This is a genomic window from Streptomyces sp. NPDC036822, assembly GCF_055609145.1.
On sequence record NZ_JBVJPY010000003.1, the window covers coordinates 18,332 to 41,057 of the forward strand.

The 22,726-nt window shown below is 71.5% G+C and carries 20 protein-coding genes and 6 tRNA genes; 10 read left to right on the plus strand and 16 right to left on the minus strand.

Features of this window, described 5'->3' with window-relative positions; translation table 11 throughout:
- Nucleotides 1–169: 169 nt before the first annotated feature.
- The 5 genes from ACZ68P_RS07565 to ACZ68P_RS07585 all read right to left on the minus strand — a co-directional run bounded on the left by ACZ68P_RS07565 (nt 170) and on the right by ACZ68P_RS07585 (nt 3,825).
- A complete protein-coding gene (locus ACZ68P_RS07565) occupies nt 170–1,330 on the minus strand; it encodes a PP2C family protein-serine/threonine phosphatase (RefSeq protein WP_471003938.1) in 1,161 nt (386 codons plus the stop codon).
- A gap of 261 nt (nt 1,331–1,591) precedes the next feature.
- Nucleotides 1,592–1,984 (minus strand): hypothetical protein, encoded by a 393-nt coding sequence (locus tag ACZ68P_RS07570; protein ID WP_471003940.1) that lies wholly within the window; start codon nt 1,982–1,984, stop codon nt 1,592–1,594.
- 300 nt (nt 1,985–2,284) lie between these two features.
- On the minus strand, nt 2,285–3,025 hold the full coding sequence (locus ACZ68P_RS07575) for a MerR family transcriptional regulator (RefSeq protein WP_471003942.1): 741 nt from the start codon (nt 3,023–3,025) through the stop codon (nt 2,285–2,287).
- Nucleotides 3,026–3,220: 195 nt separating this feature from the next.
- A tRNA-Met gene (locus tag ACZ68P_RS07580) sits at nt 3,221–3,294 on the minus strand.
- Nucleotides 3,295–3,345: 51 nt separating this feature from the next.
- On the minus strand, nt 3,346–3,825 hold the full coding sequence (locus ACZ68P_RS07585) for a rhodanese-like domain-containing protein (protein WP_471003944.1): 480 nt from the start codon (nt 3,823–3,825) through the stop codon (nt 3,346–3,348).
- A 303-nt stretch (nt 3,826–4,128) separates the two neighbouring features.
- On the opposite strand from ACZ68P_RS07585, the gene sigJ reads away from it, so the two are divergent.
- Nucleotides 4,129–5,022 (plus strand): RNA polymerase sigma factor SigJ, encoded by an 894-nt coding sequence (gene sigJ / locus ACZ68P_RS07590; RefSeq protein WP_471003946.1) that lies wholly within the window; start codon nt 4,129–4,131, stop codon nt 5,020–5,022.
- A 110-nt stretch (nt 5,023–5,132) separates the two neighbouring features.
- Here the strand turns inward: sigJ and ACZ68P_RS07595 are convergent, their stop codons facing one another.
- From ACZ68P_RS07595 to ACZ68P_RS07615, 5 genes are all read right to left on the minus strand, one after another.
- Nucleotides 5,133–5,711 carry a dienelactone hydrolase family protein gene (locus tag ACZ68P_RS07595; protein ID WP_471003948.1) on the minus strand — a complete coding sequence of 193 codons (579 nt, stop codon included), beginning with the start codon at nt 5,709–5,711 and terminating at the stop codon, nt 5,133–5,135.
- 308 nt (nt 5,712–6,019) lie between these two features.
- A tRNA-Lys gene (locus ACZ68P_RS07600) sits at nt 6,020–6,092 on the minus strand.
- Nucleotides 6,093–6,441: 349 nt separating this feature from the next.
- Nucleotides 6,442–8,706 carry a DEAD/DEAH box helicase gene (locus ACZ68P_RS07605; RefSeq protein WP_471003950.1) on the minus strand — a complete coding sequence of 755 codons (2,265 nt, stop codon included), beginning with the start codon at nt 8,704–8,706 and terminating at the stop codon, nt 6,442–6,444.
- 198 nt (nt 8,707–8,904) lie between these two features.
- Complete coding sequence (locus tag ACZ68P_RS07610; protein ID WP_471003952.1) at nt 8,905–9,435, minus strand: hypothetical protein; 531 nt, start codon at nt 9,433–9,435, stop codon at nt 8,905–8,907.
- A 256-nt stretch (nt 9,436–9,691) separates the two neighbouring features.
- Complete coding sequence (locus tag ACZ68P_RS07615; protein ID WP_471003954.1) at nt 9,692–10,000, minus strand: hypothetical protein; 309 nt, start codon at nt 9,998–10,000, stop codon at nt 9,692–9,694.
- 159 nt (nt 10,001–10,159) lie between these two features.
- Between ACZ68P_RS07615 and ACZ68P_RS07620 the strand changes: the two genes are divergently transcribed.
- From ACZ68P_RS07620 to ACZ68P_RS07635, 4 genes are all read left to right on the plus strand, one after another.
- The gene (locus tag ACZ68P_RS07620; RefSeq protein ID WP_471003956.1) at nt 10,160–10,510 is read left to right on the plus strand and encodes a metallopeptidase family protein; all 351 of its coding nucleotides are present in this window, start codon (nt 10,160–10,162) and stop codon (nt 10,508–10,510) included.
- A 110-nt stretch (nt 10,511–10,620) separates the two neighbouring features.
- Nucleotides 10,621–10,693: transfer RNA gene (locus ACZ68P_RS07625), tRNA-Glu, on the plus strand.
- Between the two features lie 39 nt (nt 10,694–10,732).
- Nucleotides 10,733–10,806: transfer RNA gene (locus ACZ68P_RS07630), tRNA-Asp, on the plus strand.
- 22 nt (nt 10,807–10,828) lie between these two features.
- Nucleotides 10,829–10,902: transfer RNA gene (locus tag ACZ68P_RS07635), tRNA-Phe, on the plus strand.
- A gap of 128 nt (nt 10,903–11,030) precedes the next feature.
- On the opposite strand, the gene ACZ68P_RS07640 is transcribed toward ACZ68P_RS07635, so the two are convergent.
- The 3 genes from ACZ68P_RS07640 to ACZ68P_RS07650 are packed head-to-tail and all read right to left on the minus strand — an operon-like array spanning nt 11,031 to nt 13,182.
- Complete coding sequence (locus ACZ68P_RS07640) at nt 11,031–11,873, minus strand: cytochrome c biogenesis CcdA family protein (protein WP_471003958.1); 843 nt, start codon at nt 11,871–11,873, stop codon at nt 11,031–11,033.
- Nucleotides 11,870–12,760: a DsbA family protein gene (locus ACZ68P_RS07645; protein WP_471003960.1), complete on the minus strand. Its 891-nt coding sequence runs from the start codon at nt 12,758–12,760 to the stop codon at nt 11,870–11,872. Before ACZ68P_RS07645 ends, ACZ68P_RS07640 begins: the two co-directional genes overlap by 4 nt.
- A 53-nt stretch (nt 12,761–12,813) precedes the next feature.
- Nucleotides 12,814–13,182 carry a hypothetical protein gene (locus ACZ68P_RS07650; RefSeq protein ID WP_471003962.1) on the minus strand — a complete coding sequence of 123 codons (369 nt, stop codon included), beginning with the start codon at nt 13,180–13,182 and terminating at the stop codon, nt 12,814–12,816.
- Between the two features lie 136 nt (nt 13,183–13,318).
- Here ACZ68P_RS07650 and hrpA point away from each other — a divergent pair, with 136 nt between their 5' ends.
- From hrpA to ACZ68P_RS07665, 3 genes are all read left to right on the plus strand, one after another.
- A complete protein-coding gene (hrpA, locus tag ACZ68P_RS07655; protein WP_471003964.1) occupies nt 13,319–17,269 on the plus strand; it encodes an ATP-dependent RNA helicase HrpA in 3,951 nt (1,316 codons plus the stop codon).
- A 90-nt stretch (nt 17,270–17,359) separates the two neighbouring features.
- Nucleotides 17,360–17,434: transfer RNA gene (locus ACZ68P_RS07660), tRNA-Asp, on the plus strand.
- A 126-nt stretch (nt 17,435–17,560) separates the two neighbouring features.
- Nucleotides 17,561–17,770 (plus strand): DUF6274 family protein, encoded by a 210-nt coding sequence (locus tag ACZ68P_RS07665; RefSeq protein WP_471003966.1) that lies wholly within the window; start codon nt 17,561–17,563, stop codon nt 17,768–17,770.
- 323 nt (nt 17,771–18,093) lie between these two features.
- Here ACZ68P_RS07665 and bldC read toward each other — a convergent pair whose 3' ends face one another.
- A complete protein-coding gene (bldC, locus tag ACZ68P_RS07670; protein ID WP_003949541.1) occupies nt 18,094–18,300 on the minus strand; it encodes a developmental transcriptional regulator BldC in 207 nt (68 codons plus the stop codon).
- Between the two features lie 513 nt (nt 18,301–18,813).
- Nucleotides 18,814–19,683, minus strand: a complete 870-nt coding sequence (locus ACZ68P_RS07675) for a DUF8083 family protein (protein ID WP_471003968.1) — start codon at nt 19,681–19,683, stop codon at nt 18,814–18,816.
- 155 nt (nt 19,684–19,838) lie between these two features.
- On the opposite strand from ACZ68P_RS07675, the gene ACZ68P_RS07680 reads away from it, so the two are divergent.
- Both ACZ68P_RS07680 and ACZ68P_RS07685 read left to right on the plus strand, forming a co-directional pair.
- A complete protein-coding gene (locus tag ACZ68P_RS07680) occupies nt 19,839–20,939 on the plus strand; it encodes a Leu/Phe/Val dehydrogenase (protein WP_471003969.1) in 1,101 nt (366 codons plus the stop codon).
- A gap of 300 nt (nt 20,940–21,239) precedes the next feature.
- Nucleotides 21,240–21,497, plus strand: coding sequence for a DUF3073 domain-containing protein (locus tag ACZ68P_RS07685; protein ID WP_365713569.1), 258 nt, complete (start codon nt 21,240–21,242; stop codon nt 21,495–21,497).
- 155 nt (nt 21,498–21,652) lie between these two features.
- On the opposite strand, the gene purM is transcribed toward ACZ68P_RS07685, so the two are convergent.
- Entirely contained in the window at nt 21,653–22,720 is a 1,068-nt protein-coding gene (purM, locus tag ACZ68P_RS07690) for a phosphoribosylformylglycinamidine cyclo-ligase (RefSeq protein WP_471003971.1), read from the minus strand.
- Nucleotides 22,721–22,726: the final 6 nt, after the last annotated feature.

Consider the following 22,726-nt stretch of genomic DNA (forward strand, 5'->3'; position numbering starts at 1 on the left):
AGGGGGTCCTGATTCCAAGCTGTTCCTATTGATCGTTCACAGGATTGCGGCGTATTGGCCCGACTTGACCCCCCTTCCGTGAAAAGGCGGTGCGCAACTCGAAACTGATGTTAAGTCAACTGTTATCGGAGCGGGACCTTTCGATCACGGATGGTCACGACCGCCCACGTCACGGCACCACGGGCATCGTCCGCCGCCGCACCGGCTGCCCCGACGCCGGACGGCTCACCGCCAGCAGCGCCATGTCGTCCGTCGTCCCGCCGCCGGTGTACCGGCGCACATCGTCGACGAGCGCGTCGAGCAGCTCCTCCGGCCCCGGGAAGATCCTCCCGGCGAGACGCTCCGCGGGGTCGTAGAAGGCTCCTTGGGCGTCGCGCGCCTCCGAGAGGCCGTCCGTGAAGAGGAGCAGCGTGGCGCCCGGCGGGTACGGCGTCGCGTCGGCCCGGTCCGGCCACGCGGCCAGATCGCCCATTCCGAGGGGCAGCGCGGGCTCGGTCGGCGCCAGCATGGTCAGGCCGCCGTCGGCGTACAGCAGCAGCGGCTCCGGGTGCCCGCGGTTGACCACCCGGACGAGCCCGGCACCGCGCGGGATCTCGGCCAGGACGGCGGTGGTGAACCCCTCGGCGGCGTCCAGGCCGGCCCGCCGGGTGCCCTCACGGGCCAGCGCCCGCTCCAGACGCTGGGCGACGCCCTCCAGCGTCGACTCCTGCTCGGCGGCCTCCCGGAAGGCGCCGATGACGACGGCGACGGCCTCGACCGCGTCCAGGCCCTTGCCCCGTACGTCACCGACCACGAGCCGTACGCCGTAGGGGGTGTCCTGGACGGCGAACAGGTCGCCGCCGATGAAGGCGTCCGCCTGCGCGGCCTCGTAGCGGGCGGCGATCTGCAGCCCGCCGATCCGCTCGGCGGGCGTCGGCAGCACGGCCTTCTGCGCCGCCTCTGCGATCACCCGCGCCGACGCCAGTCGCTCGCCACTGCGCCGCACGACCCGGTTGATGAGCAAGGCGAGGGCGGAGACCGTGATGACCGTGAAGGTCTCGGTGAGCGCCGGGACGTCGGTGAGGGTGTCGTTGTAGACGTGCAGCCCGATGGAGGCCAGCACGGCGGCGATGCCGGTGAGCAGGGTCGTCAGCATCGAGAAGAGCGGGGCCGCGATGAGCGGGGCGGCGGAGAACAGCGGGGCGGCGGTGTAGGCGGGCGGTGTCGAGAGGTCGAAGACGATCCCGCCCGCGATGACCAGCGGAGGCAGGGCCCGGATGAACCGGCGGGCGCGCTCGCCACGCGGACGCGGATGCCCGGAGGTCCCGTTCCCCGCCGCTGGCTGCCCCACCTGTGCTCTCCTGCCGGGTCCGTACACGGCGACGGACGGTACCGTGCCCTCCCCAGCCTGCCGGGAGCCGCGCCGGGCGGCGACCTCCACTGCGCCGAGTGGGGGACGGGCGACCGGGAGGCGGGCCCGGGAGGCACGGGCCCGCAGGCGGTGGCCGGGAGCGCCGCCGCTCGACGGCCCCTCGCGGCACGGACCGGGACCGCCGGGCCGGGCGCTCAACCGCCCACCGGGCCGGTGCTTGGCCACCCGCCTGGCCGGTGCTCAGCCGGTCGCCGCCAGACGTCCGCCCCGGGACAGAGCCCTGACCGCCGCCGCGCAGGCGAGTCCGACCCCGCACAGGACCAGCCACAAGCCGGCCGACCGGCCCGTCACGGGGAGCTGGGCGGAGAGTTCGGCGGCGAGCCCGGCGTACGCCTCCGGGTTGTCGGGGTTGCCGTACTGGTTCGGCCACCAGGCCGGAGCGCCGTCGTCGCCGCGCAGTCGGAGGGCGGCGCGGTCCTTGATGCCGCCGAAGTTGAAGCCTTCGAGCTTGGCCCAGTAGCCGTCGTCCATCCACAGGACGGGGGTGTTGCCGACGGTCTGCTGGGCGACGGTGGGTGAGGTGCCGGGCAGGGCTTTGGTGGGCAGGGCTGTGCCGGGCAGAAGCTTGCTCATCAGGAATGCGTCCTTGGAGTGGTACGTGGTACGCCGGAGGGAACCTGGTCACGCGAAGGCGGGACCCGGCTCAGTTCCGGTCCACTCCGAGGGCGAGCAGCAGACTTCCCGGCGCTGGGCCGGGCCCCGCCCTGCCGCGGACACAGCGGGCATGCGGATCCGGCGGGAAGACCTCGTCGGACGCCAGGGGTACGGCTCCCCCCGCGTCCGGCGCCGCGAGCTGCGGGCCGGCGCTCTGCGCGGGCAGGTGGACGTCGATGGGTAACGGGGCAGGCGGGGATTCGGCCACCGTTGACACCCCTAGAGGTTCCGCTCGGCGTAGATCTCCATGGCGTCCCGGACGAGGACCGCCGTGCCCTCGCCGTGCTTGTCGTAGTGGACGGTGAAACGCGGGTCGTCGACGTACATCCGGCCGAGGCCGATCACGTACTCCTTCCCGGGCGTCGTCGTGTGTGACAGCCACTCCACCTGCCGCCGGGCCAGTTCCTGCACCTCGGCGCTGTCGGCGGCGAGGCCGTCCCTGGCCGCCTGCCCGAAGTCGCGGGCGATGCCGGCCTGCTCGTCCATGAACGCCTGCTTCCGCTCGGCGCTGAGCGAGCGCCACCAGCGGTCGCCCTTCTCGTACGCGTCGCGGCCCCAGCGTTCGCTGACCTCCGCCTCGTACCGCGTGTGATCGAATCCGTCGAACACTTCCTCGGCCATGAGTTCTTCTCCGTTCTCGGTCTTGTGGAGAGTGGTCCGCACCGAGGCGATCTGCCGCCCGATGCGTTCGCGCTCCTGCTCCAGCAGGGCGAGGTGGGTCCGCAGGGCGGCGGACGTGTCGCGCTGCCCCGCGAGGACCTCGGCGATGGCGGGGAGCGAGAGCCCCAGCTCGCGCAGCAGCAGAATGCGCTGCAGCCGCACGAGTGCCGCCTGGTCGTAGTACCGGTAACCGTTGGCGCCGATCCGGCTGGGCTCCAGCAGTCCGCGCTCTCCGTAGTGCCTGAGCGTGCGGCTGGTGGTGCCGGCCTTCCTGGCGATCTCTTGGATCGACCACTCCATGCCGAGAACGCTAGATCTTGACGTTGCGTAAAGGTCAAGGCACCACGGAGCGGGAGCCGGGGGACGCCAGCCGAAAAACGGGAAAGCCGGGAAGCAAGGAGCGGGGAAGCCGGAACAGGGAGGAAGCCGGAAAGCGGGGAAACACGACGAAGGCCCGGATCCATTGACTGGATCCGGGCCTTCGTTGCTACTGAGTAGCGGGGACAGGATTTGAACCTGCGACCTCTGGGTTATGAGCCCAGCGAGCTACCGAGCTGCTCCACCCCGCGTCGGTGAATATGACCTTACGGCATGGGTGGCCGATCCGGAAATCCGTTTCCTCAGCAGCCGCAGTCCTCGGCGTCCACGGGTGCCGTCAGCGGGTCCGCGTCCTTCTTCTCCGCGCCTTCCCACGTCTCGTACGCGAAGCCCTCGCGCACCCAGTACTCGAAGCCGCCGAGCATCTCCTTGACCTGGTAGCCGAGCTCGGCGAGGGCGAGGGCCGCGCGGGTGCCGCCGTTGCAGCCGGGGCCCCAGCAGTACGTGACCACGGGCACGGACCTGTCCAGGAGCCGCTCGGCCTGCTCGGGGATGAGGGCGGTCGGCAGGTGGACCGCGCCGGGGACATGGCCCTGGTCCCAGGAGGCGGTGGAGCGCGAGTCGACGACCACGAAGCCGGGGTCCGTGTCGGCGGTGAGGGCGGAGGCGACATCGGAGACGTCGGCGTGGAAGGCGAGACTGGCGGCGAAGTAGGCCGCCGCCACGGCGGGAGAGGCCGGCGGCGTGCGAAGAACCGAATTGACCTGCGTCGTTGTCGTCATGTGTGCAAACGTACGATCGAAGATCAACCGGCTGAAGTGGCGATTCCCGGGACCGACGGCGTTCCGCCGGGGAAAGACGGGCGTTCGCCGGGAGGCGGCGGGGATCTCACGCATCGGGACGGCGGCCACCGTCGCCGAGCGAACGCGGGGCACGCTCCAGGCAGGCTTCGCATGCCGCCGCGAACCGCCGCCGTCCTCCCGGGACGCCCTCCTCTCGGCACGCCGTCGGGAGACGCCGGGAGACGCCGGGAGACGCGGAGAAACGGCGGCGGGAAACGGCGGGAAACGACAAGGGAGACACGGGTGGACGAGACGGACCTCCTCGCACGGCGCTTCGACGCCGACCGCCCGCACCTGCGGGCGGTCGCGTACCGGATGCTCGGCTCGCTGAGCGAGGCGGAGGACGCGGTCCAGGAGGCGTGGTTCAAGCTCCACCGCTCCGACGTCACCGGTGTGCAGAACCTCAGCGGCTGGCTGACCACCGTCGTCGGCCGGGTCTGCCTCGACATGCTGCGCTCGCGCGCCGCCCGCCGCGAGGACCCGCTGGAGCACCACGTCCCCGACCCGGTCGTCGGCCGGGCCGAAGGCGGCGCCGCCGACCCCGAGCAGGCGGCGCTGCTCACCGACTCGGTCGGGCTCGCCCTCCTGGTGGTGCTGGAGACCCTGGCGCCGGCCGAACGGCTGGCGTTCGTCCTGCACGACATGTTCGCCGTCTCCTTCGACGAGATCGCCCCCATCGTGGGCCGCACCCCCGCCGCGACCCGGCAGCTCGCCAGCCGCGCCCGCCGCAGGGTGCGGTCCGCGGCCCCGGCGCCCGGCCCGGACGTGGCACGGCAGCGCGAGGTCGTCGACGCGTTCCTCGCGGCGTCGCGGAGCGGCGACTTCGACGGGCTGCTCGCTGTCCTCGACCCCGACGTGGTCCTGCGCGCGGACGGCGGCACCCTGCGCGCGGCGGCCTCGAAGCTCGTCCACGGCGCCGAGGCGGTCATCGGCCAGGCCCTCGCCTTCTCCCGCTTCCGCCACACCGCCCGGCCCGTCCTCGTCAACGGCGCTCCCGGCGTCGTCTCGATGGCCGACGGCCGCCCCGCCGCGCTCATGGCGTTCGCGATCGTCGGCGACCGGATCGTCGAGATCCACATCCTGGCGGACCCGGAGCGGCTGGAGCGGCTGGTCCTCGGGGACGCCGAGGACGCCTGAGGCCCCTCGGAGCCCCTCCCATGCCCCCGGGAGCCCCGCGAGCCGCCCCTCAGCGCGGGCCCGGCCCCCACCGCCTCCGCTGCCCGCCCGCGCCCAGGTCGCCCGGCGGCCTAGGCCACCTTCTCCAGGAATGCGAGCACCCGCTCGACGAGCAGCGCCGTCGCCGCCTCGTCGTACCCGGACAGGCTGCTGTCCGCGAACAGATGCCGGTCGCCCGGGTAGAGGAACAGCTCCGCGTCGACGACGCTCTCCACCAGGGCGCGGGCGGCGTCGAGGTCCCCCTCGGCGACGAAGAACCGGTCCGCGTCCATCCCGTGCACCTGGACGGGCACCCCCTCCGGCCAGGATTCCCCGAACTCGCCGACGGGGACGCACGCGTCGAACAACAGGGCTCCGGCCGCACCCGGCCGCGTCTGCGCCAGCTGCTGGGCGGGCAGCACGCCGAGCGAGAACCCGGCGTACACCACTCCCTCGGGCGTCCCCTCTGCTGCGCGCACTCCCCGCGCCACGATCTCCCCGAACCCGACCTCCTGGGCGTACCCGACACCGGCTTCGAGCGTGTCGAACGTCCTCCCGTCGTACATGTCGGGGACCCGCACGCCGTGTCCGGCCCGCCGCAGCTCCTCGGCGAAGGCGCGGACGCCCTCGGTCAGCCCCTGCGCGTGGTGGAACAACAGCACCTCGGCCATGGCCGTCCTCCTCCCGTCCGGCCCCCACGGCCCGGACACACCCCGATCATCGCGCGAGCCACTGACAACGGGCCGCCGGCGCCCCGGGGACGCGCTCCGGGCCGAAATCCCCGCGCAGGGAGCGGTGTTGCCCCTCCGGGACCCGTCCGCCCGTGCGAGGTGGCGCGGGCCGCACACGGGTTCCGTGCGTCGACCTCGCAGAGGTGACGCGCTCACGCCGGCCCGCGAACGCCGAAGCGCCCCGCCCGGTCGGAACCGGTCGGGGCGCTTCACAGCAGGTCAGGGGCCGAAGCCCTACCCGCCGTCGGTAGGCCGTGTGGGACTCGAACCCACAACCAACGGATTAAAAGTCCGCTGCTCTGCCAATTGAGCTAACGGCCCTCACCACAAGGGCACCCCCGCAGCATAGCCGGATCACGCCCCGCAGCCGATCGGGTATCGGTACGGGCGGGTCCCGGCCCACCGAAGTGGGCCGGGACACAGGAGGTCAGCCCGTGCGGTGACCGGCGAGTCGGCGATCAGGTCCAGCGAACCGGCGTGGTCGTAGAAAGTCACCTTGCCGTCCACGACCGGCACCACGAACAGGTTCGGCACCGTCCGACCGGCCGTGAAGTTCGGGTTCGCGGTGAACAGAGAGGCCCCCTTCCCACCCGTCACGCGGGTGGGAAGGGGGCCTTCACTCGGCGTCAGCCCGGCTCAGCGCCGGCCCGGCCTGCGGCCGGAGGCCGTGTCAGCCGTTGCGCTTCCAGCGCGGCTTGTCGTCACGGCGGCCGAAGGAGCCGCTGCTCGAACCGGTGCCGCGGTGGTCGCCGCCCCGGTGGTCGTCACGACGGCCCTGCGGACGGTCGCCGCCCGAACGGAAGCCGCCGGAGGGGCGGTCGTCGCGACGGTCGCGGTTGAAGGGACGGTCGCTGCCACGGTGGCCGCCCGCGGGGCGGTCGTCACGGCGGTCGAAGGAACGGCCGCCACGGTCGTCACGGTTGAAGCCGCCCGACGGACGGTCGTCACGGTTGAAGCCGCCCGACGGACGGTCGTCACGACGGAAGCCACCGGACGGACGGTCGTTGTCCCGACGGAAGCCGCCACGGTCGCCACCGCGGTCGTCACGGCGGTCGAAGGAACGGCCGCCACGGTCGTCACGGTTGAAGCCGCCCGACGGACGGTCGTCACGACGGAAGCCACCGGACGGACGGTCGTTGTCCCGACGGAAGCCACCGGACGGACGGTCGTTGTCCCGACGGAAACCGCCGGACGGACGGTCGTTGTCCCGACGGAAGCCACCGGAGGGGCGGTCGTTGTCCCGACGGAAGCCACCACGGTCACCGCCGCGGTCGTCACGGCGGTCGTCACGGCGGAACCCGCCACGGTCACCACCGCGGTCGCCACCACGGTCACGGCGCTCGTAGTTGCCCCGCTCGTCGCGGAAGGCCGGGCGCTCCTCGCGACGCTCCTCGGCGACCTGAGCGGCCGCCACTGCGGCGACCTCGGCCTCGGCGGCCTCCGTCACCTCGGCGACCGCGGCCTCCGGGTCCTCGCCCCGCTCGCGCGCGGAACGGGCGACCAGACGGTCGGCCTCCTCGCGGAGCTCGACGGCCCGGCGGGTCAGGCGCTCCAGCTGCTTGGTCAGCTCGGCGACCTCGCGCTCGGCCTGCTTGGCGGCGTTGTTCGCCGAGTCGGCCTGGACCTCGGTCAGCGAACGGGCGCCGGTGATCTCGGCGACCTCCGGGTCGAAGGCGCCGGCGCTCTGGATGATGTGGCGCGAGGCGTCGACGCCCGCGTCCTCCATCAGGCGGAAGATCTGGCGACGCTGGTGCGGCAGGGACAGCGACACGACGACGCCGGACTTGCCGGCGCGGGCGGTACGGCCCGAGCGGTGCAGGTAGTCCTTGTGGTCGCCGGCCGGGTCCACGTTCAGGACCAGGTCGATGCCGTCGACGTGGATGCCGCGGGCGGCCACGTCCGTGGCGACGAGCGCGTTGACGTAGCCCTTCTTGAAGTCCTCGAGGACTCGGGTACGCGCGCCCTGGGTCATGCCGCCGTGCAGCGCGTCGGCCTTGACGCCCGACTCGCACAGCTGCTCGGCGATGCGGTCGGCGCCCAGCTGGGTGCGGACGAAGATGATCGTGCGGCCCTTGCGGGCGGCGATGGCGGCCGTGACCGGCGCCTTGTCCTTCGGCTTCACGACGAGGACGTGGTGGGTCATGGTGGTGACGTTGCCCTGGGCGCTGTCGACCTCGTGCGTGACCGGGTTGTTCAGGTAGCGCTTGACCAGCGTGCCGATCTCGTTCTCCATGGTGGCGGAGAAGAGCATGCGCTGACCGCCGACCGGGATCTGGTCGAACAGCTCGGTGACCTCGGGCAGGAAGCCCAGGTCGGACATCTGGTCGGCCTCGTCGAGGACCGCGACCTGGACGTTCTCCAGGGAGCAGGCGCCACGGTTGATGATGTCGCGCAGCCGGCCCGGGGTGGCGACGAGGACGTCGACACCGCGCTCCAGGGCGTAGATCTGGTTGCCCATGGACGTACCGCCGCAGACGACCTTGATCTTCAGGCCGAGCACGTCGCCGTAGGGCTGGAGGGCGTCCGCGACCTGCATCGCGAGCTCACGGGTCGGGGTGAGGATGACCGCGCGGGGCTTCTTCTTCTCGGTGTGGCCGCCGGCCAGCTGCGCCAGGGTCGGCAGACCGAAGGAGAGGGTCTTGCCGGAGCCGGTGCGGCCGCGGCCGAGGATGTCCTTGCCGGCCAGGGCGTCCGGGATGGTCGCCGCCTGGATCGGGAAGGGGGTGGTCACGCCGTTCTGCGCGAGCTTGCGCACGACGCCCTCGGGGAGGCCGAGGTCGGCGAACGTGATGGTGGGCTCGGAGGACTCGGCCTCGGGGGACTCGAGCTCGGCAGCCTCGGTCACGACGGTCTCGGTGGTCTCGACGACCTCGAGGACCTCGACGATCTCGTCGTTCTCGGGCATGACGGCGTGGTCAGAACTGAAAATGGACATGCGAAATGCGAAACCTTCCGGAGTCTCGGCACGCGCCCGTCAACTCCGTGAATTCGCAAATCGACCGCCTCAATGCGGTCAGCCACGGCTAGGGAGAGTACGCGCCACGCGGCGCTCTTCTGTTTCGGCGCCGGGCAATGGGATCAAACGATCTATAACCATACGCACCCTCCCCGCCTTGACGCAAACCGGGTTCCGTCACACCGGTCCGACCTGCGGTGATGCCTCCGGCTCCACCGGTCCGCCGGGCCTGTCGGCGGCCCTCATGGCGCCCATGTGCGTGTCCGCGCCGGGCGTGGAGGTCGGCGGATCCGTCGGCTCCGGAGTCGGCTCCACGGTGGGCTCGGAGGTCGGCGGCGGCTCCTGCGTCTCCGACGGCGGCGGATCGACCGGAGGCGTGCTCTCCTCGCCCGGCGCGCTCGGCCCGCCGGCACCACCGGCCTCGCCGGCGCCACCCGCCCCACCCGGCTCCTGGGACGGCTTCGGCTTCCCTCCCGGCCCCGCGACCCCGCCCGCCGGGGGCTTGCCCGACGCCGAGGGCGATCCGCTCGGCACGGGGGACTCCTCGCCCGCCCCGTCGGCGTCCGCCCCGCCCCCGCCCGTCTCGGCGTACCCCTCCCCGGCGTAACCGCCCGGCCCCCCGGCGACGGCGTCCGACTCGGTCGCCACGCCCTGCTTTCCCGCGGACTTGCCGGGCGCCGGTTTCGCGCCCTCGTCACTCACACTCATACAGCCGCTCAGACCGGCACAGGCGGCGACCGCCAACGCGGTGGCGGCCCATCTCACACGGGTGGGCACATGGCGCACGGACGGCACCTCCAGGACACAAGGGACACACGACACAAGCCGGTCGATGACGACAGGACGGGAAAGCGTTTCGCTGCCCAACTCCTCTTGCGCCGCGAGGGACACGCCCCCGCACGACAAACCCCCGGCCCCGGAGTCGCCTCCGGGACCGGGGGCCGCCCGGCCGAGCGGGGACAGCTCAGCCCGTGAGGCCCAGGAGGGAGCCGACACGCCCGAGGCCCGCGGCCGCACCGGTGGTGGTGCCGGTGCCGGTGGCGGTGGACTGGGTGCTCGTGGTGGTGGTGTCGGCGCTGTCGGCGGTGCTCTCGCCGTTGAGGAGCGGGACGGTGCGCAGGACGTCGTCCAGAGTCAGGACCTCGCTGATGTCGATCAGGTCCCCGACGCCGTGGACGGTGTCGGTGTCGGCGTGGGCGGTGCCCGACATGCCGAGGACGGCCACGACGGCGATGGTGGCGCCCGCGAGGGTGCGCTTGAAGGTGTTGTTCATGCCTCGCAGAACACGCGGGCCCGGCCGGTGGTCACCGCCCGGCGGCGAGCGCCACTCCAATGCCACTCGTTTTCGCCCGGGAAGCAGTTCCGCGGGCGGTTCCGGGAGCAGTTCCGCCCGGCAGCCCGCAAAAGAGCGCCCGTCACCGACAATGGCGGTGTGCTGGAGATGACACGCGACACGTTCGAAGAGCTGGTGGCCCAGGCCCTGGACACGATCCCGCCGGAGCTCACGCGGGTCATGGACAACGTGGCCGTGTTCGTGGAGGACGAACCCGACCCGTCGGACCCGGAGCTCCTCGGCCTGTACGAGGGCACGCCCCTCACGGAGCGCGGCGAGTGGTACGCCGGCGTCCTGCCGGACCGCATCTCCATCTACATGGGCCCCACCCTGCGCTACTGCCGGACCGCGGAGGACGTGGTCCACGAGGTCGCCGTGACCGTGGTCCACGAGATCGCCCACCACTTCGGGATCGACGACGAGCGGCTCCACGCCCTCGGCTGGGGCTGACCCGAGCGGGCCCGCCGACGGCGCCGGGAAACCGTTTTGGCGATAGCCGCCGCCATCCCATATGCTTCTCACGTCCCCGACGCGCTGCGAAGCGCCCAGGTGGGCCCTTAGCCCTCATCGTCTAGTGGCCCAGGACGCCGCCCTTTCAAGGCGGTAGCACGGGTTCGAATCCCGTTGGGGGCACGCAACAACGTGTGCGAGACTTGTTCTCGCACATTGCAAGGTCCTGTGGAGCAGTTGGTTAGCTCGCCACCCTGTCAAGGTGGAGGTCGCGGGTTCAAGTCCCGTCAGGATCGCTGAGGTCGGAAACGACCTCGTGGCTGGGTAGCTCAGTTGGTACGAGCGATCGCCTGAAAAGCGATAGGTCGCCGGTTCGACCCCGGCCCCAGCCACAGAGAGAAGGCCCCGTTCGAAAGAACGGGGCCTTCTGCGTGTGCGGACGAAGGCCCGTACGGAGCGGGGCGCCGGCCCCCGTGGGGGCCCGGCCCGGGCCCCCGGCGCCCTCACGCCTCCGCGCCCCTCACGCCTTCTCCCGCTCGCCGCCGCGCGCCCCGCGCCGGCCCCGGACCGCGAGCACCACCGCCACCGCCGCGACCACCACCGCCAGCAGCGCCCAGTCCGGCACCGACCGGCCCACCGACGCCACCCGCTCCTCCACCGCGAACGAGTCGTCCACCGACAGCAGACCCGGGAGGGCCGTCGTCCCGTCGAAGACGAGGAAGAGCGCCCCGAGCAGCACGAAGAAGAGGCCCGACGCCAGGGACGTCGAGTGCGTCCGGAACCGGCCGACGCGGACCGGGCGGCCGCGCAGCCAGCGCCTGCGGCCCAGCTCGTACCGCTCCCAGCACAGCGCGAGCACGAACAGCGGCACCGCCATGCCCAGCGCGTACACCGCGAGCAGCAGGCCGCCGTACGCCGGGCTGCCGCTCAGCGCCGCCACCGTCAGGACGCTCCCGAGGATCGGGCCGGCGCAGAACCCGGCGAGCCCGTAGACCAGGCCCAGGGCGTAGACGGAGACCGCCGTCAGCGGCCGGATCCGGCCGCCGATCTCGGCGATGCGGCGGGAGGCGAACCCCATGCCGAGGAGCTGGACCACGCCGAGGCCGATGATCAGCCAGCCGCCGAGGGCCACGAGCAGGTCCCGGTGGCCGTAGAACAGCCGCCCGGCGAAGGACCCCGCCGCGCCCAGCGGGACGAGGGTGGTGGCCAGACCGGCGTAGAAGACGCCCGTACGGGCGAGCAGTCGCCTCGGCGAGTCGATCGAGTACGCGAAGAAGGCCGGGAGGAGCAGGGCGCTGCACGGGCTGAGGAGGGCCAGCAGTCCGCCGAGGAAGGCCGCCAGATAGCCGATGTCGCCGGTCACCGGGTCGCGCCGGGGTGCGGCCCGCCCGAAGGCGCCGGGGGCGCGGCCGGGGTGGTCGGCCTCGCCGTCCTCTCCGCCGTCGCCGTTCCCTCCGCCGTGACCCTCTTCGCCGACCGGGCGGCCGCGTCGATGGCGTCGGTGAAGGTCTCCATCGGCTGGGCGCCCGCGATCGGCCGCCCGTTGATCAGGAACGACGGCGTCGAGGTCGCGCCCAGGGAGTACCCCTGCTCCTGGTCCTCGGCCACCGCCGCACGGGCCGCCGCGCTGTCCGTGTCCCGGGCGAAGCGGGCCTGGTCCGGGACGCCGGCCTCCTTCGCCAGGGCAGCCAGCCGGTCCGGACCGAAGCCCTTCTCCTTGGCGCCCTCGGCGTAGGCCGCCCGGTGGAACTCCCAGAACCTGCCCTGCCGCCCCGCCGCCCACGAGGCGCGGGCCGCCGCCTCCGACTCCTCGCCGAAGATCGGGAAGTTGCGCCACTCGATGCGCAGGGTGCCGTTCGCGACGTACTTCCGCATCAGCTCTGGTTCGGTGTCCCGGGCGAACTTCCCGCAGTAGCCGCACTTGAAGTCGGCGTACTCGATCAGCACCACGCGCGCGTCGGCCCGCCCGAGGGCCAGCCGGTCGGCCGGGTCGCGGCGGGCGTACGCCTCCAGCTCGGGGTAGACGCCCGCGGTCGGGTCGGCGGAGACCTCGGCGACCGACGAGGAGCCGCCCGATCCCGGCGAGGAGGGCTTGGTCGCGGTGTACGAGACGAGTCCGAGCAGCGCGGCGGCGAGCGCGACCCCGGAGACGATCATGACCGGCCTGGCCGGGGAGGAGACCGCCTCGGACGACGGCCCGGACGGCCTGGAGGAGGCCCGGGACGGGGACTTCGGGGTGGACTTGGGCATGCGGAAACGCTCCTGGACGGAAGAGGGACGGGCGGCGGAGATGACCGGCCCGTCTAGACCCGCAGGATCGACAGCTCCATGGGAGACGGCGGTACGAGCTCCGGCGGCGCCGGGCCCGACGGCAGGTCCCGTGCGTCCTGGTCCGCGCACCAGCCGCCGTCGGCCGGCCGCGCCCGGGTCAGGGCGGGCAGCAGGTCACCGAACCCGGTCGGACGCGGCGGGGTGACGGGACGGGCGCTGCCGTCGGCCGAGGGCCCCTGGTCGCAGCCCGGCACTGAGGTCCCGGCGCCCACGGCCACGACGGCGGCCGCCCTGACCGCGTCCCCCGGCTCCGTACGCGCGCCGCCCCCGGACATCAGCATCCCCAGCACCACGCCCAGCAGCGCGGCGAACGCCGCCGACGCGCGGGCGGTGCGGAGCATCGGGGAACCTCTCGGATGCGGATGGGGGCGACGTGCCCGAAATATTACGCACCGGCCCGCGCCGCTCTGCCCGCCCGGCCCGGCCCGGTAAATCGGTTCGCCGGTTCTCGGCCACAGGTGCGATCCTGGAGTCCGTATGTCTACTTCCTTCGCCGCCCTCCAGTCCCTGCTGGCCGAGGTCTCGCTGCGGGACGCCCACCGGCTCGGCCGCCGCCTCGAGGGCGCCCGCCGCATCCGCAAGCCCGAGGCCCGTCAGGCCGTCCTGGACGAGATCGCCGCCGAGGCCGGCAAGGCCAAGGAGCGCGTCGACGGGCGGGCCGCCCGCGTGCCCGCGGTCACCTACCCCGAGCAGCTGCCCGTCTCGCAGAGGAAGGACGTGATCCTCGAGGCGATACGCGACCACCAGGTCGTGATCGTCGCCGGTGAGACGGGCTCCGGGAAGACCACGCAGATCCCGAAGATCTGTCTGGAACTCGGCCGCGGCGTCCGCGGGATGATCGGCCACACGCAGCCGCGCCGGATCGCCGCCCGCACGGTCGCCGAGCGGGTCGCCGAGGAGCTGCGGACCCCGCTGGGCGAGGCGGTCGGCTGGAAGGTCCGTTTCACCGATCAGGTGAACCCGGACGCGACCTTCGTGAAGCTGATGACCGACGGCATCCTGCTCGCCGAGATCCAGACGGACCGCGAGCTGCGCGCCTACGACACGATCATCATCGACGAGGCCCACGAGCGGTCCCTCAACATCGACTTCCTGCTCGGCTATCTGGCCCAGCTGCTGCCCAAGCGCCCCGACCTCAAGGTCGTCATCACCTCCGCCACCATCGACCCCGAGCGCTTCTCCCGCCACTTCGGCGACGCGCCGATCGTCGAGGTCAGCGGGCGGACGTATCCCGTCGAGGTCCGCTACCGGCCCCTGCTCGAAGAGGACTCCGAGGAGTCGGACCGGGACCAGATCACCGCCATCTGCGACGCCGTCGACGAGCTGCAGGCGGAGGGGCCGGGCGACGTGCTCGTCTTCCTCTCCGGCGAACGCGAGATCCGGGACACCGCGGACGCGCTGCTGAAGAAGCAGCTGCGCAACACCGAGGTCCTCCCCCTCTACGCCCGCCTGAGCCATGCCGAGCAGCACCGGGTCTTCCAGGCCCACTCCGGCCGCCGGATCGTCCTCGCCACCAACGTGGCCGAGACGTCCCTGACGGTCCCCGGCATCAAGTACGTGATCGACCCGGGCACCGCCCGCATCTCCCGCTACAGCCACCGCACCAAGGTCCAGCGGCTGCCCATCGAGCCGGTCAGCCAGGCCAGCGCCAACCAGCGCAAGGGCCGCTGCGGCCGTACGTCCGACGGCATCTGCATCCGGCTCTACTCCGAGGACGACTTCCTCTCCCGCCCGGAGTTCACGGACGCCGAGATCCTCCGGACGAACCTGGCCTCCGTCATCCTCCAGATGACCGCCGCCGGCCTCGGCGAGATCGAGAAGTTCCCCTTCATCGATCCCCCGGACCACCGCAACATCCGCGACGGCGTGCAGCTGCTCCAGGAGCTGGGCGCGCTGAACCCCGCGGAGAAGGACCCGAAGAAGCGCCTGACCCAGCAGGGCCGCAAGCTCTCCCAGCTCCCCGTCGACCCCCGCCTGGCGCGGATGGTCCTGGAGGCCGACAAGAACGGCTGCGTACGGGAGGTCATGGTGATCGCGGCCGCGCTCTCCATCCAGGACCCGCGCGAGCGCCCCGCCGAGAAGCAGGCGCAGGCCGACCAGCAGCACGCCCGCTTCAAGGACGAGACCAGCGACTTCCTCTCCTACCTCAACCTCTGGCGGTACATCCGCGAGCAGCAGAAGGAGCGCGGTTCGTCGTCGTTCCGCCGGATGTGCAAGCAGGAGTACCTCAACTTCCTGCGCATCCGCGAGTGGCAGGACATCTACGCACAGCTGCGTACGGTCGCCAAGCAGATGGGCCTGCACGTCGAGGAGCCCGCGGCGGACGCCGGCGTGCCCGAGCAGGCCGTCCACACCTCGCTGCTGGCCGGTCTGCTGTCCCACATCGGGCTGAAGGACGTGAAGGAGGGCGCGAAGAACGAGTACCTGGGCGCCCGCAGCGCCAAGTTCGCGATCTTCCCCGGCTCGGCACTCTTCAAGAAGCCCCCGCGCTTCGTGATGTCCGCCGAGCTGGTGGAGACCTCACGCCTGTGGGCCCGGGTCAACGCGAGGATCGAGCCCGAGTGGATCGAGCCGCTCGCCCAGCACCTGGTCAAGAGGACGTACAGCGAGCCGCACTGGGAGAAGGACCAGGCGGCGGTCATGGCGATCGAGAAGGTCACGCTCTACGGCGTGCCGATCGTGACGGACCGCAAGGTGAACTACGGGCGGATCGACCCCGAGGCCTCCCGCGACCTGTTCATCCGCAACGCGCTCGTCGAGGGCGACTGGCGCACCCACCACAAGTTCTTCGCCGACAACCGCCGTCTCCTCACCGAGGTGGAGGAGCTGGAGCACCGCGCCCGGCGCCGGGACATCCTCGTCGACGACGAGACGCTGTTCGACTTCTACGACCAGCGGGTGCCCGAACACGTGGTGTCCGGGGCGCACTTCGACTCCTGGTGGAAGCACAAGCGCCACGAGGAACCGGAGTTCCTCGACTTCGAGCGCGAGATGCTTATCAACGAGAAGGCCGCCGGGGTCACCAAGGACGACTACCCCGACTCCTGGCGGCAGGGTCCGCTGAAGTTCCGGGTGACGTACCAGTTCGAGCCGGGCGCGGACGCGGACGGTGTCACCGTGCACATTCCGCTCCACGTGCTCAACCAGGTGACGGACGAGGGCTTCGACTGGCAGATCCCGGGCCTGCGGGCCGAGGTGGTCACGGAGCTGATCCGGTCCCTCCCCAAGCCGATCCGCCGCAACTACGTCCCCGCGCCGAACTTCGCGACCCGTTTCCTGGACACCGCCGTCCCGCTCCAGGAGCCGCTGCCGGTCACCCTCGCCAGGGAGCTGCAGCGGATGGTCGGCGTCCCCGTCACGGCGGATGACTTCGACCTGTCGCGGATCCCCGACCACCTGAAGATCACCTTCCGGATCGTCGACGAGCGGCGGCGCAAGCTGGCCGAGAGCAAGGACCTGGAGTCCCTGAAGCTCCAGCTGCGCCCGAAGGCCCGCCAGGCGCTCTCCAAGGCCGCCGCGGCCGCAACGAGCGGCCCGGACGGCTCCGGGCAGTCCCTGGAGCGCACGGGGCTCACGGACTGGACGATCGGCACGCTTGCCAAGGTCTTCGAGACCCGGCGGGCCGGCCAGCCGGTCAAGGCGTACCCGGCGCTCGTGGACGAGGGCGACACCGTCGCCGTGCGCCTCTTCGACACAGAGGCGGAGCAGGCGCCGGCGATGTGGCGGGGGACGCGCAGGCTGATCCTGCTGAACATTCCGGTGAACCCGGCGAAGTTCGCCTCGGAGAGGCTGACCAACCAGCAGAAGCTGGCCCTGTCCCGGAACCCGCACGGCTCGATCCAGACGCTCTTCGACGACTGCGCGACCGCCGCCGCGGACCGGCTGATCGCGGACCACGGCGGGCCGGTCTGGGACGAGGAGTCCTTCCGGAAGCTGTACGACAAGGTCCGCGCGGACCTCGTCGACATGACGGTCCGGACGGTGGACCAGGTCCAGCAGATCCTGGCGGCCTGGCAGGCCTGCGAGCGGCGCCTGAAGGCCACGAACAGCCTGGCCCTGATGCGGAACCTGGCCGACGTGCGCGAGCAGCTGGCCTGGCTGGTGCCGGCGGGATTCGTCACGAAGACGGGCCTGCGGCGGCTGCCGGACCTGATGCGCTATCTGGTGGCGGTGGACCGCCGGCTCCAGCAGATGCCGACCGGCGTGCAGCGGGACACCACCCGCATGGAGAAGGTCCACGAGATGCAGGACGAGTACGCCTGGCTGCTCGAACAGCTCCCGCGGGGGCGGCCGGTGCCGCAGGAGGTCACGGACATCCGCTGGATGATCGAGGAGCTCCGGGTCAGCTACTTCGCGCACGCGCTGGGCACGGCCCACCCGGTCTCCGACAAGCGGATCGTGAAGGCGATCGACGCGGCGGCGCCGTGACGGGACGCTCGCCCGGCGTGAGTTCGACCTGACCCTCTGACCTGCTGTACAGTCTCTCTCGCAGCCCAAGCAGTACGGAGCTGCGAGCAAGGTCCTGTGGAGCAGTTTGGAGTGCTCGCCACCCTGTCAAGGTGGAGGCCGCGGGTTCAAATCCCGTCAGGACCGCCGTATTCGAGGCCCGAGTCGTCAGACTCGGGCCTCAGTCGTGCGTCCGGCGTATTGACGGCGTCACGTGTGCACGGGTACCCCAGACATCAGGGAATCGGGGGCCCACACCGGAGGTGGTCGCGCATGGCCGCGGCGTCCGCAGCACGTGAGTCGAGACACGAGACACGCGCGCTGCTGCGCGCCCATCTGGCGGCCGCGTCCCGCTACGGCCACATCACGCGCCACTGCCCCGTCTGCCATCGCCTCCTGCGGCTCGCCATGGACGCCCAGGAGCCCCTGGAGGGCCTGGAGGCCGAGCCGGCCACCGAGGACGAAAGTCCCACCACCCCGTGACGAACGGCGGGTTGAGCGTCCCTCAGGGAGTGGCAGGCTGTTCCTTGGCAAGAGTCGCCCCGTGTGACGGGTGTCACTGCATGAGTTTTCGAAACCCCTGCACTTACACCCTCCCTACACCCACCCGATTTTATATGTGCAATTGCACCACCTCTCGCCCACCCGGGCGCGGACACAAAAAAGATCGCGCTGGACCCGGCGGAGTCCAGCGCGATCGATGACGAAGAGCCTGTTGGGGCAGGCGCCAGTCGGCAGAGCTAGGGGTGGGCGGTCCAGGTTGGGGGACCCGGAAGTGCCCGGTGAAGCGGGGTGTTGCGGGTACCTCAGGCCTCGCTGCGCTGCTGCGGAATACCCGCCAGCAGTGCGCGGACCTCAGCCTCGCGGTACCGGCGGTGTCCACCCAGCGTGCGGATGGACGTGAGCTTGCCGGCCTTCGCCCAACGGGTAACCGTCTTCGGGTCCACACGGAACATCGTGGCAACCTCGGCGGGGGTCAGCAGCGGCTCGGCATCAGGGGTGCGAGCGGTCATGAGCGGCCTCCTCGGGAGAACCGAACCTTCTCGGTTCTTTCCTCTAAATTCTGCACCTTGACCCGCGTTGCCCGAAATGGCGGACGCGAGCCGAGTCGGTTATAGGACGAACGGCTTGTCCTCGGCACTACAACTACACCATCCGTCCAGCCACGTCGGCCAAACCGATGGAATTGCCCTCGCAGGTGTTCATCAGCGGCGGAAGTCGATGGACCATGCCATAACGGACAGTCACGCCACTGTGACGATCAGTCACAGAGCGATCAGGAGTCCTCAGACCCCCCATAGAGTGCAATGCTGAGCGTTCCGCCCATAGATGGACGGAAGGAACCCTCCCCGGACTCCTTGTCCTATTTTGGCACGAGGGTGGGCGATGGGCGCAAGGGCGCGGTAAGTGCTGTCCGTCACGCTTGAGCCAAAGGCCCGGATCGGGACCTACGTCCCGATGCCCGGCGAACCGGCACCCCGAGCCGCTTGAAGATCATTTACCAGGCGGGTGCCTCCTGTCGACGATCAGTTCGCGAACCGCAGGTTCCGGATCTCCCGCCACCGCTCCGCCAGCCGCCCGTACGCCTCGCTCGCACCCGCGCCGTCGCCGTCCCGCAGCGCCGCGATCCCCTCGGCGACGTCCGCCACCGACCGGTCGTCCGCCAGGCGCTCCGCCGGCACGGCGTGCACCAGGCCGCCGTAGTCCAGCTCGACCAGGGAGCGCGGGTGGAACTCCTCCAGCCAGCGGCCCACCTCGACCAGACCCTCGGCCAGCGGTCCCTCCTCGGCCGACTCCCGCAGCGCCCGCAGCGTCCGCGCGAGCCGGCGCCGCGCCTGCACCATCGGCGTGCGGTAGCGCAGGACGGGCGGCTCGGCCCCCGCCCCGTCCACCGCGCCCGGCCTCCCCGGCGCGTACTCCCGCTCCTCGTCGGCGAAGAGGGTGAACCAGCGCACCGGCACCTGCCACACCGCCGATCGGATCCACGGCCGCGCGTCCGGGTTCCGCTCCCGCCACCGCTCGTGGTCCGCCGCCACCTGCCCGCGCACCACCGGCGGCACCATCGCGTCCAGCACCGGCCCGGGCAGCTCCCAGCCCGCCGCCAGCGCCTCCAGGGCCAGCCAGCCCCGCAGCCGGGTGCGCCACGGGCAGATCACGACCACACCGTCCAGGAGCGCCACGAACGCGTCCCGGCTCTCGTGGACCGGCACGGGCACCGGCGGCACCGGCACCAGGTCCGCCAGCGAACGCCGCAGTTCGTCCTGTGCCGTCGGGACGTCCACCCGGCGCGCGTACCGCGCCCACTCCCCTCTCTCCGGCTCGGCGAAGGCCGCCAGCGGCTCGTACACGCGCAGATAGGAGGCGTACGGGACGAGGACCGAAGAAGCGACCGACATGTCGCAAATCCTTCCACGGAGGTACTCCGGGAGTGGGTGATCCTGAGCACTGCGCCCGATCTACGCATGCGTAGGACTTACTCTCTTGCCGAACCGGTCCTCCCCACCCACAGGAGGACCTCCCCATCGCCGCTTCTTACTTGGGAGTCACCACCGTGACCGATGTGACCGGCGTTCCTGACGTTCCCGCTGACGTGCTGCACACCCTGTTCCAGTCGGAGCAGGGCGGCCACGAGCAAGTCGTGCTGTGCCAGGACCGCGCCTCCGGCCTCAAGGCTGTCATCGCCATCCACTCCACCGCCCTGGGCCCGGCCCTCGGCGGCACCCGGTTCTACCCGTACGCCACCGAGGCGGAGGCCGTCGCCGACGCGCTCAACCTCTCCCGGGGGATGTCGTACAAGAACGCCATGGCCGGCCTCGACCACGGCGGCGGCAAGGCCGTGATCATCGGCGACCCGGAGAGGATCAAGACGGAGGAGCTGCTGCTCGCCTACGGGCGGATGGTGGCCTCCCTCGGCGGCCGGTACGTCACGGCCTGCGACGTCGGCACCTACGTCGCGGACATGGACGTCGTGGCCCGCGCCAACCGGTGGACCACCGGCCGCTCCCCCGAGAACGGCGGCGCCGGGGACTCCTCGGTCCTCACGGCCTTCGGCGTCTTCCAGGGCATGCGCGCCTCCGCGCAGACCCTGTGGGGCGACCCCACCCTGCGCGGCCGCAAGGTCGGCGTCGCGGGCGTCGGCAAGGTCGGCCACTACCTCGTCGAGCACCTCCTGCAGGACGGCGCCGAGGTCGTCGTCACGGACGTCCGCGAGGAGTCCGTGCGCCGCATCACCGACAAGTACCCGCAGGTCTCGGTCGTCGCCGACACCGACGCGCTGATCCGTCTCGAGGGCCTGGACATCTACGCCCCCTGCGCGCTCGGCGGCGCCCTGAACGACGACACCGTGCCGGTCCTGACCGCGAAGATCGTCTGCGGCGCGGCCAACAACCAGCTCGCGCACCCCGGTGTCGAGAAGGACGTCTCGGACCGCGGGATCCTCTACGCGCCCGACTACGTCGTGAACGCCGGCGGCGTGATCCAGGTCGCCGACGAGCTGCACGGCTTCGACTTCGACCGGTGCAAGGCGAAGGCCTCGAAGATCTTCGACACCACGCTGGCCATATTCGCACGTGCGAAGGCGGACGGCATCCCGCCGGCCGCGGCCGCCGACCGCATCGCCGAGCAGCGCATGGCCGAGGCTCGCCGCGGCTGATTCTTGACAGGGCCGGCCCGCCGACCGCTCTTTGGACGTTCGTCCAGAGCGAGACATGACTCACCCCGGTCGGCGGGTCGGCTCGCCAGAAGAGGTTAAAATCGCGATTGACCAGCGAGGACAGGGCACCTCGATGGTTCTGTACCGAGGCATGTGATGCGTGCGGCGTACCGTATGGCCACGGAAGCAGGTACCGTTGAAGCCCTACGGACCGGTCTCTCTTACGAGAGTCCGATCCGAACCATGAACGCGTGTCAAGACTCTGGGGCCGTCGAGCCCCGTCACCGAGGGGGTCGAGCCATGGGGCGCGGCCGGGCAAAGGCCAAGCAGACGAAGGTCGCCCGCCAGCTGAAGTACAGCAGCGGCGGGACTGACTTGTCGCGTCTGGCCAGCGAGCTGGGCGCTTCGACTTCGAGCCAGCCGCCGAATGGCGAGCCGTTCGAGGACGACGACGAAGAAGACGACCCGTACGCACAGTACGCGGATCTCTACAACACGGACGACGAGGACGAGGACGACCAGTCCGGTCCCGGCGCATCGTCCCAGCGTCGCGCTTGACCTCTTTAACGAGAGAAACCCGGTCCGGGATCACCCGGACCGGGTTTCTGTGCTGCGTGGACACATGAGCCGTACGGGGCCTCCCGTACGGGACACGCCCGGCCGGACAGCGGTACGGGCGGCCCGGAGACGACTCCGGACCGCCCGTGGCCGTTCTACTTGGCGTAGTCCCCGACCAGCTCGGCGCCCGCCGTGCGGTCGCCGCGCTCGGTGATCTCGCCCGCGACCCAGGCCTCGACGCCGCGGTCCTGGAGCGCGGTCAGGGCCACGTCCACGGACTCGGCCGGGACGACGGCCATCATGCCGACGCCCATGTTCAGCGTCTTCTCCAGCTCCAGGCGCTCCACCCCGCCGGCCTTGCCGACCAGGTCGAAGACGGCGCCCGGCGTCCAAGTCGAGCGGTCGACCGTGGCGTGCAGGCCGTCCGGGATCACCCGCGCCAGGTTGGCGGCCAGGCCGCCTCCGGTGATGTGGCTGAAGGCGTGCACCTCGGCGGTCCGGGTGAGCGCCAGGCAGTCCAGGGAGTAGATCTTCGTCGGCTCCAGGAGCTCCTCGCCCAGGGTCCGGCCGAGCTCGTCGACCCGCTGGTCCAGGGTCATCCCGGCGCGGTCGAAGACCACGTGGCGGACGAGCGAGTACCCGTTGGAGTGAAGGCCGGACGACGCCATGGCGATCACGGCGTCACCCGTACGGATGCGATCGGGGCCGAGCAGCCGGTCCGCCTCCACCACGCCCGTACCCGCGCCGGCGACGTCGAAGTCGTCCGGGCCGAGCAGGCCGGGGTGTTCGGCGGTCTCCCCGCCGACCAGGGCGCAGCCGGCCAGGACGCAGCCCTCGGCGATGCCCTTGACGATGGCGGCGACCCGCTCGGGGTGGACCTTGCCGACGCAGATGTAGTCGGTCATGAAGAGCGGCTCGGCGCCGCAGACGACGATGTCGTCCATGACCATCGCGACCAGGTCGTGCCCGATCGTGTCGTACACGCCGAGCTGGCGGGCGATGTCGACCTTCGTCCCGACGCCGTCGGTGGCGGAGGCGAGCAGCGGACGCTCGTAGCGCTTGAGGGCGGAGGCGTCGAAGAGGCCGGCGAAGCCGCCCAGGCCGCCGAGGACCTCGGGGCGCTGCGTCTTCTTCACCCACTCCTTCATGAGTTCGACGGCGCGGTCGCCCGCTTCGATGTCGACGCCCGCGCTCGCGTAGCTGGCACCGGTGGTCTGAGACATGGGTTC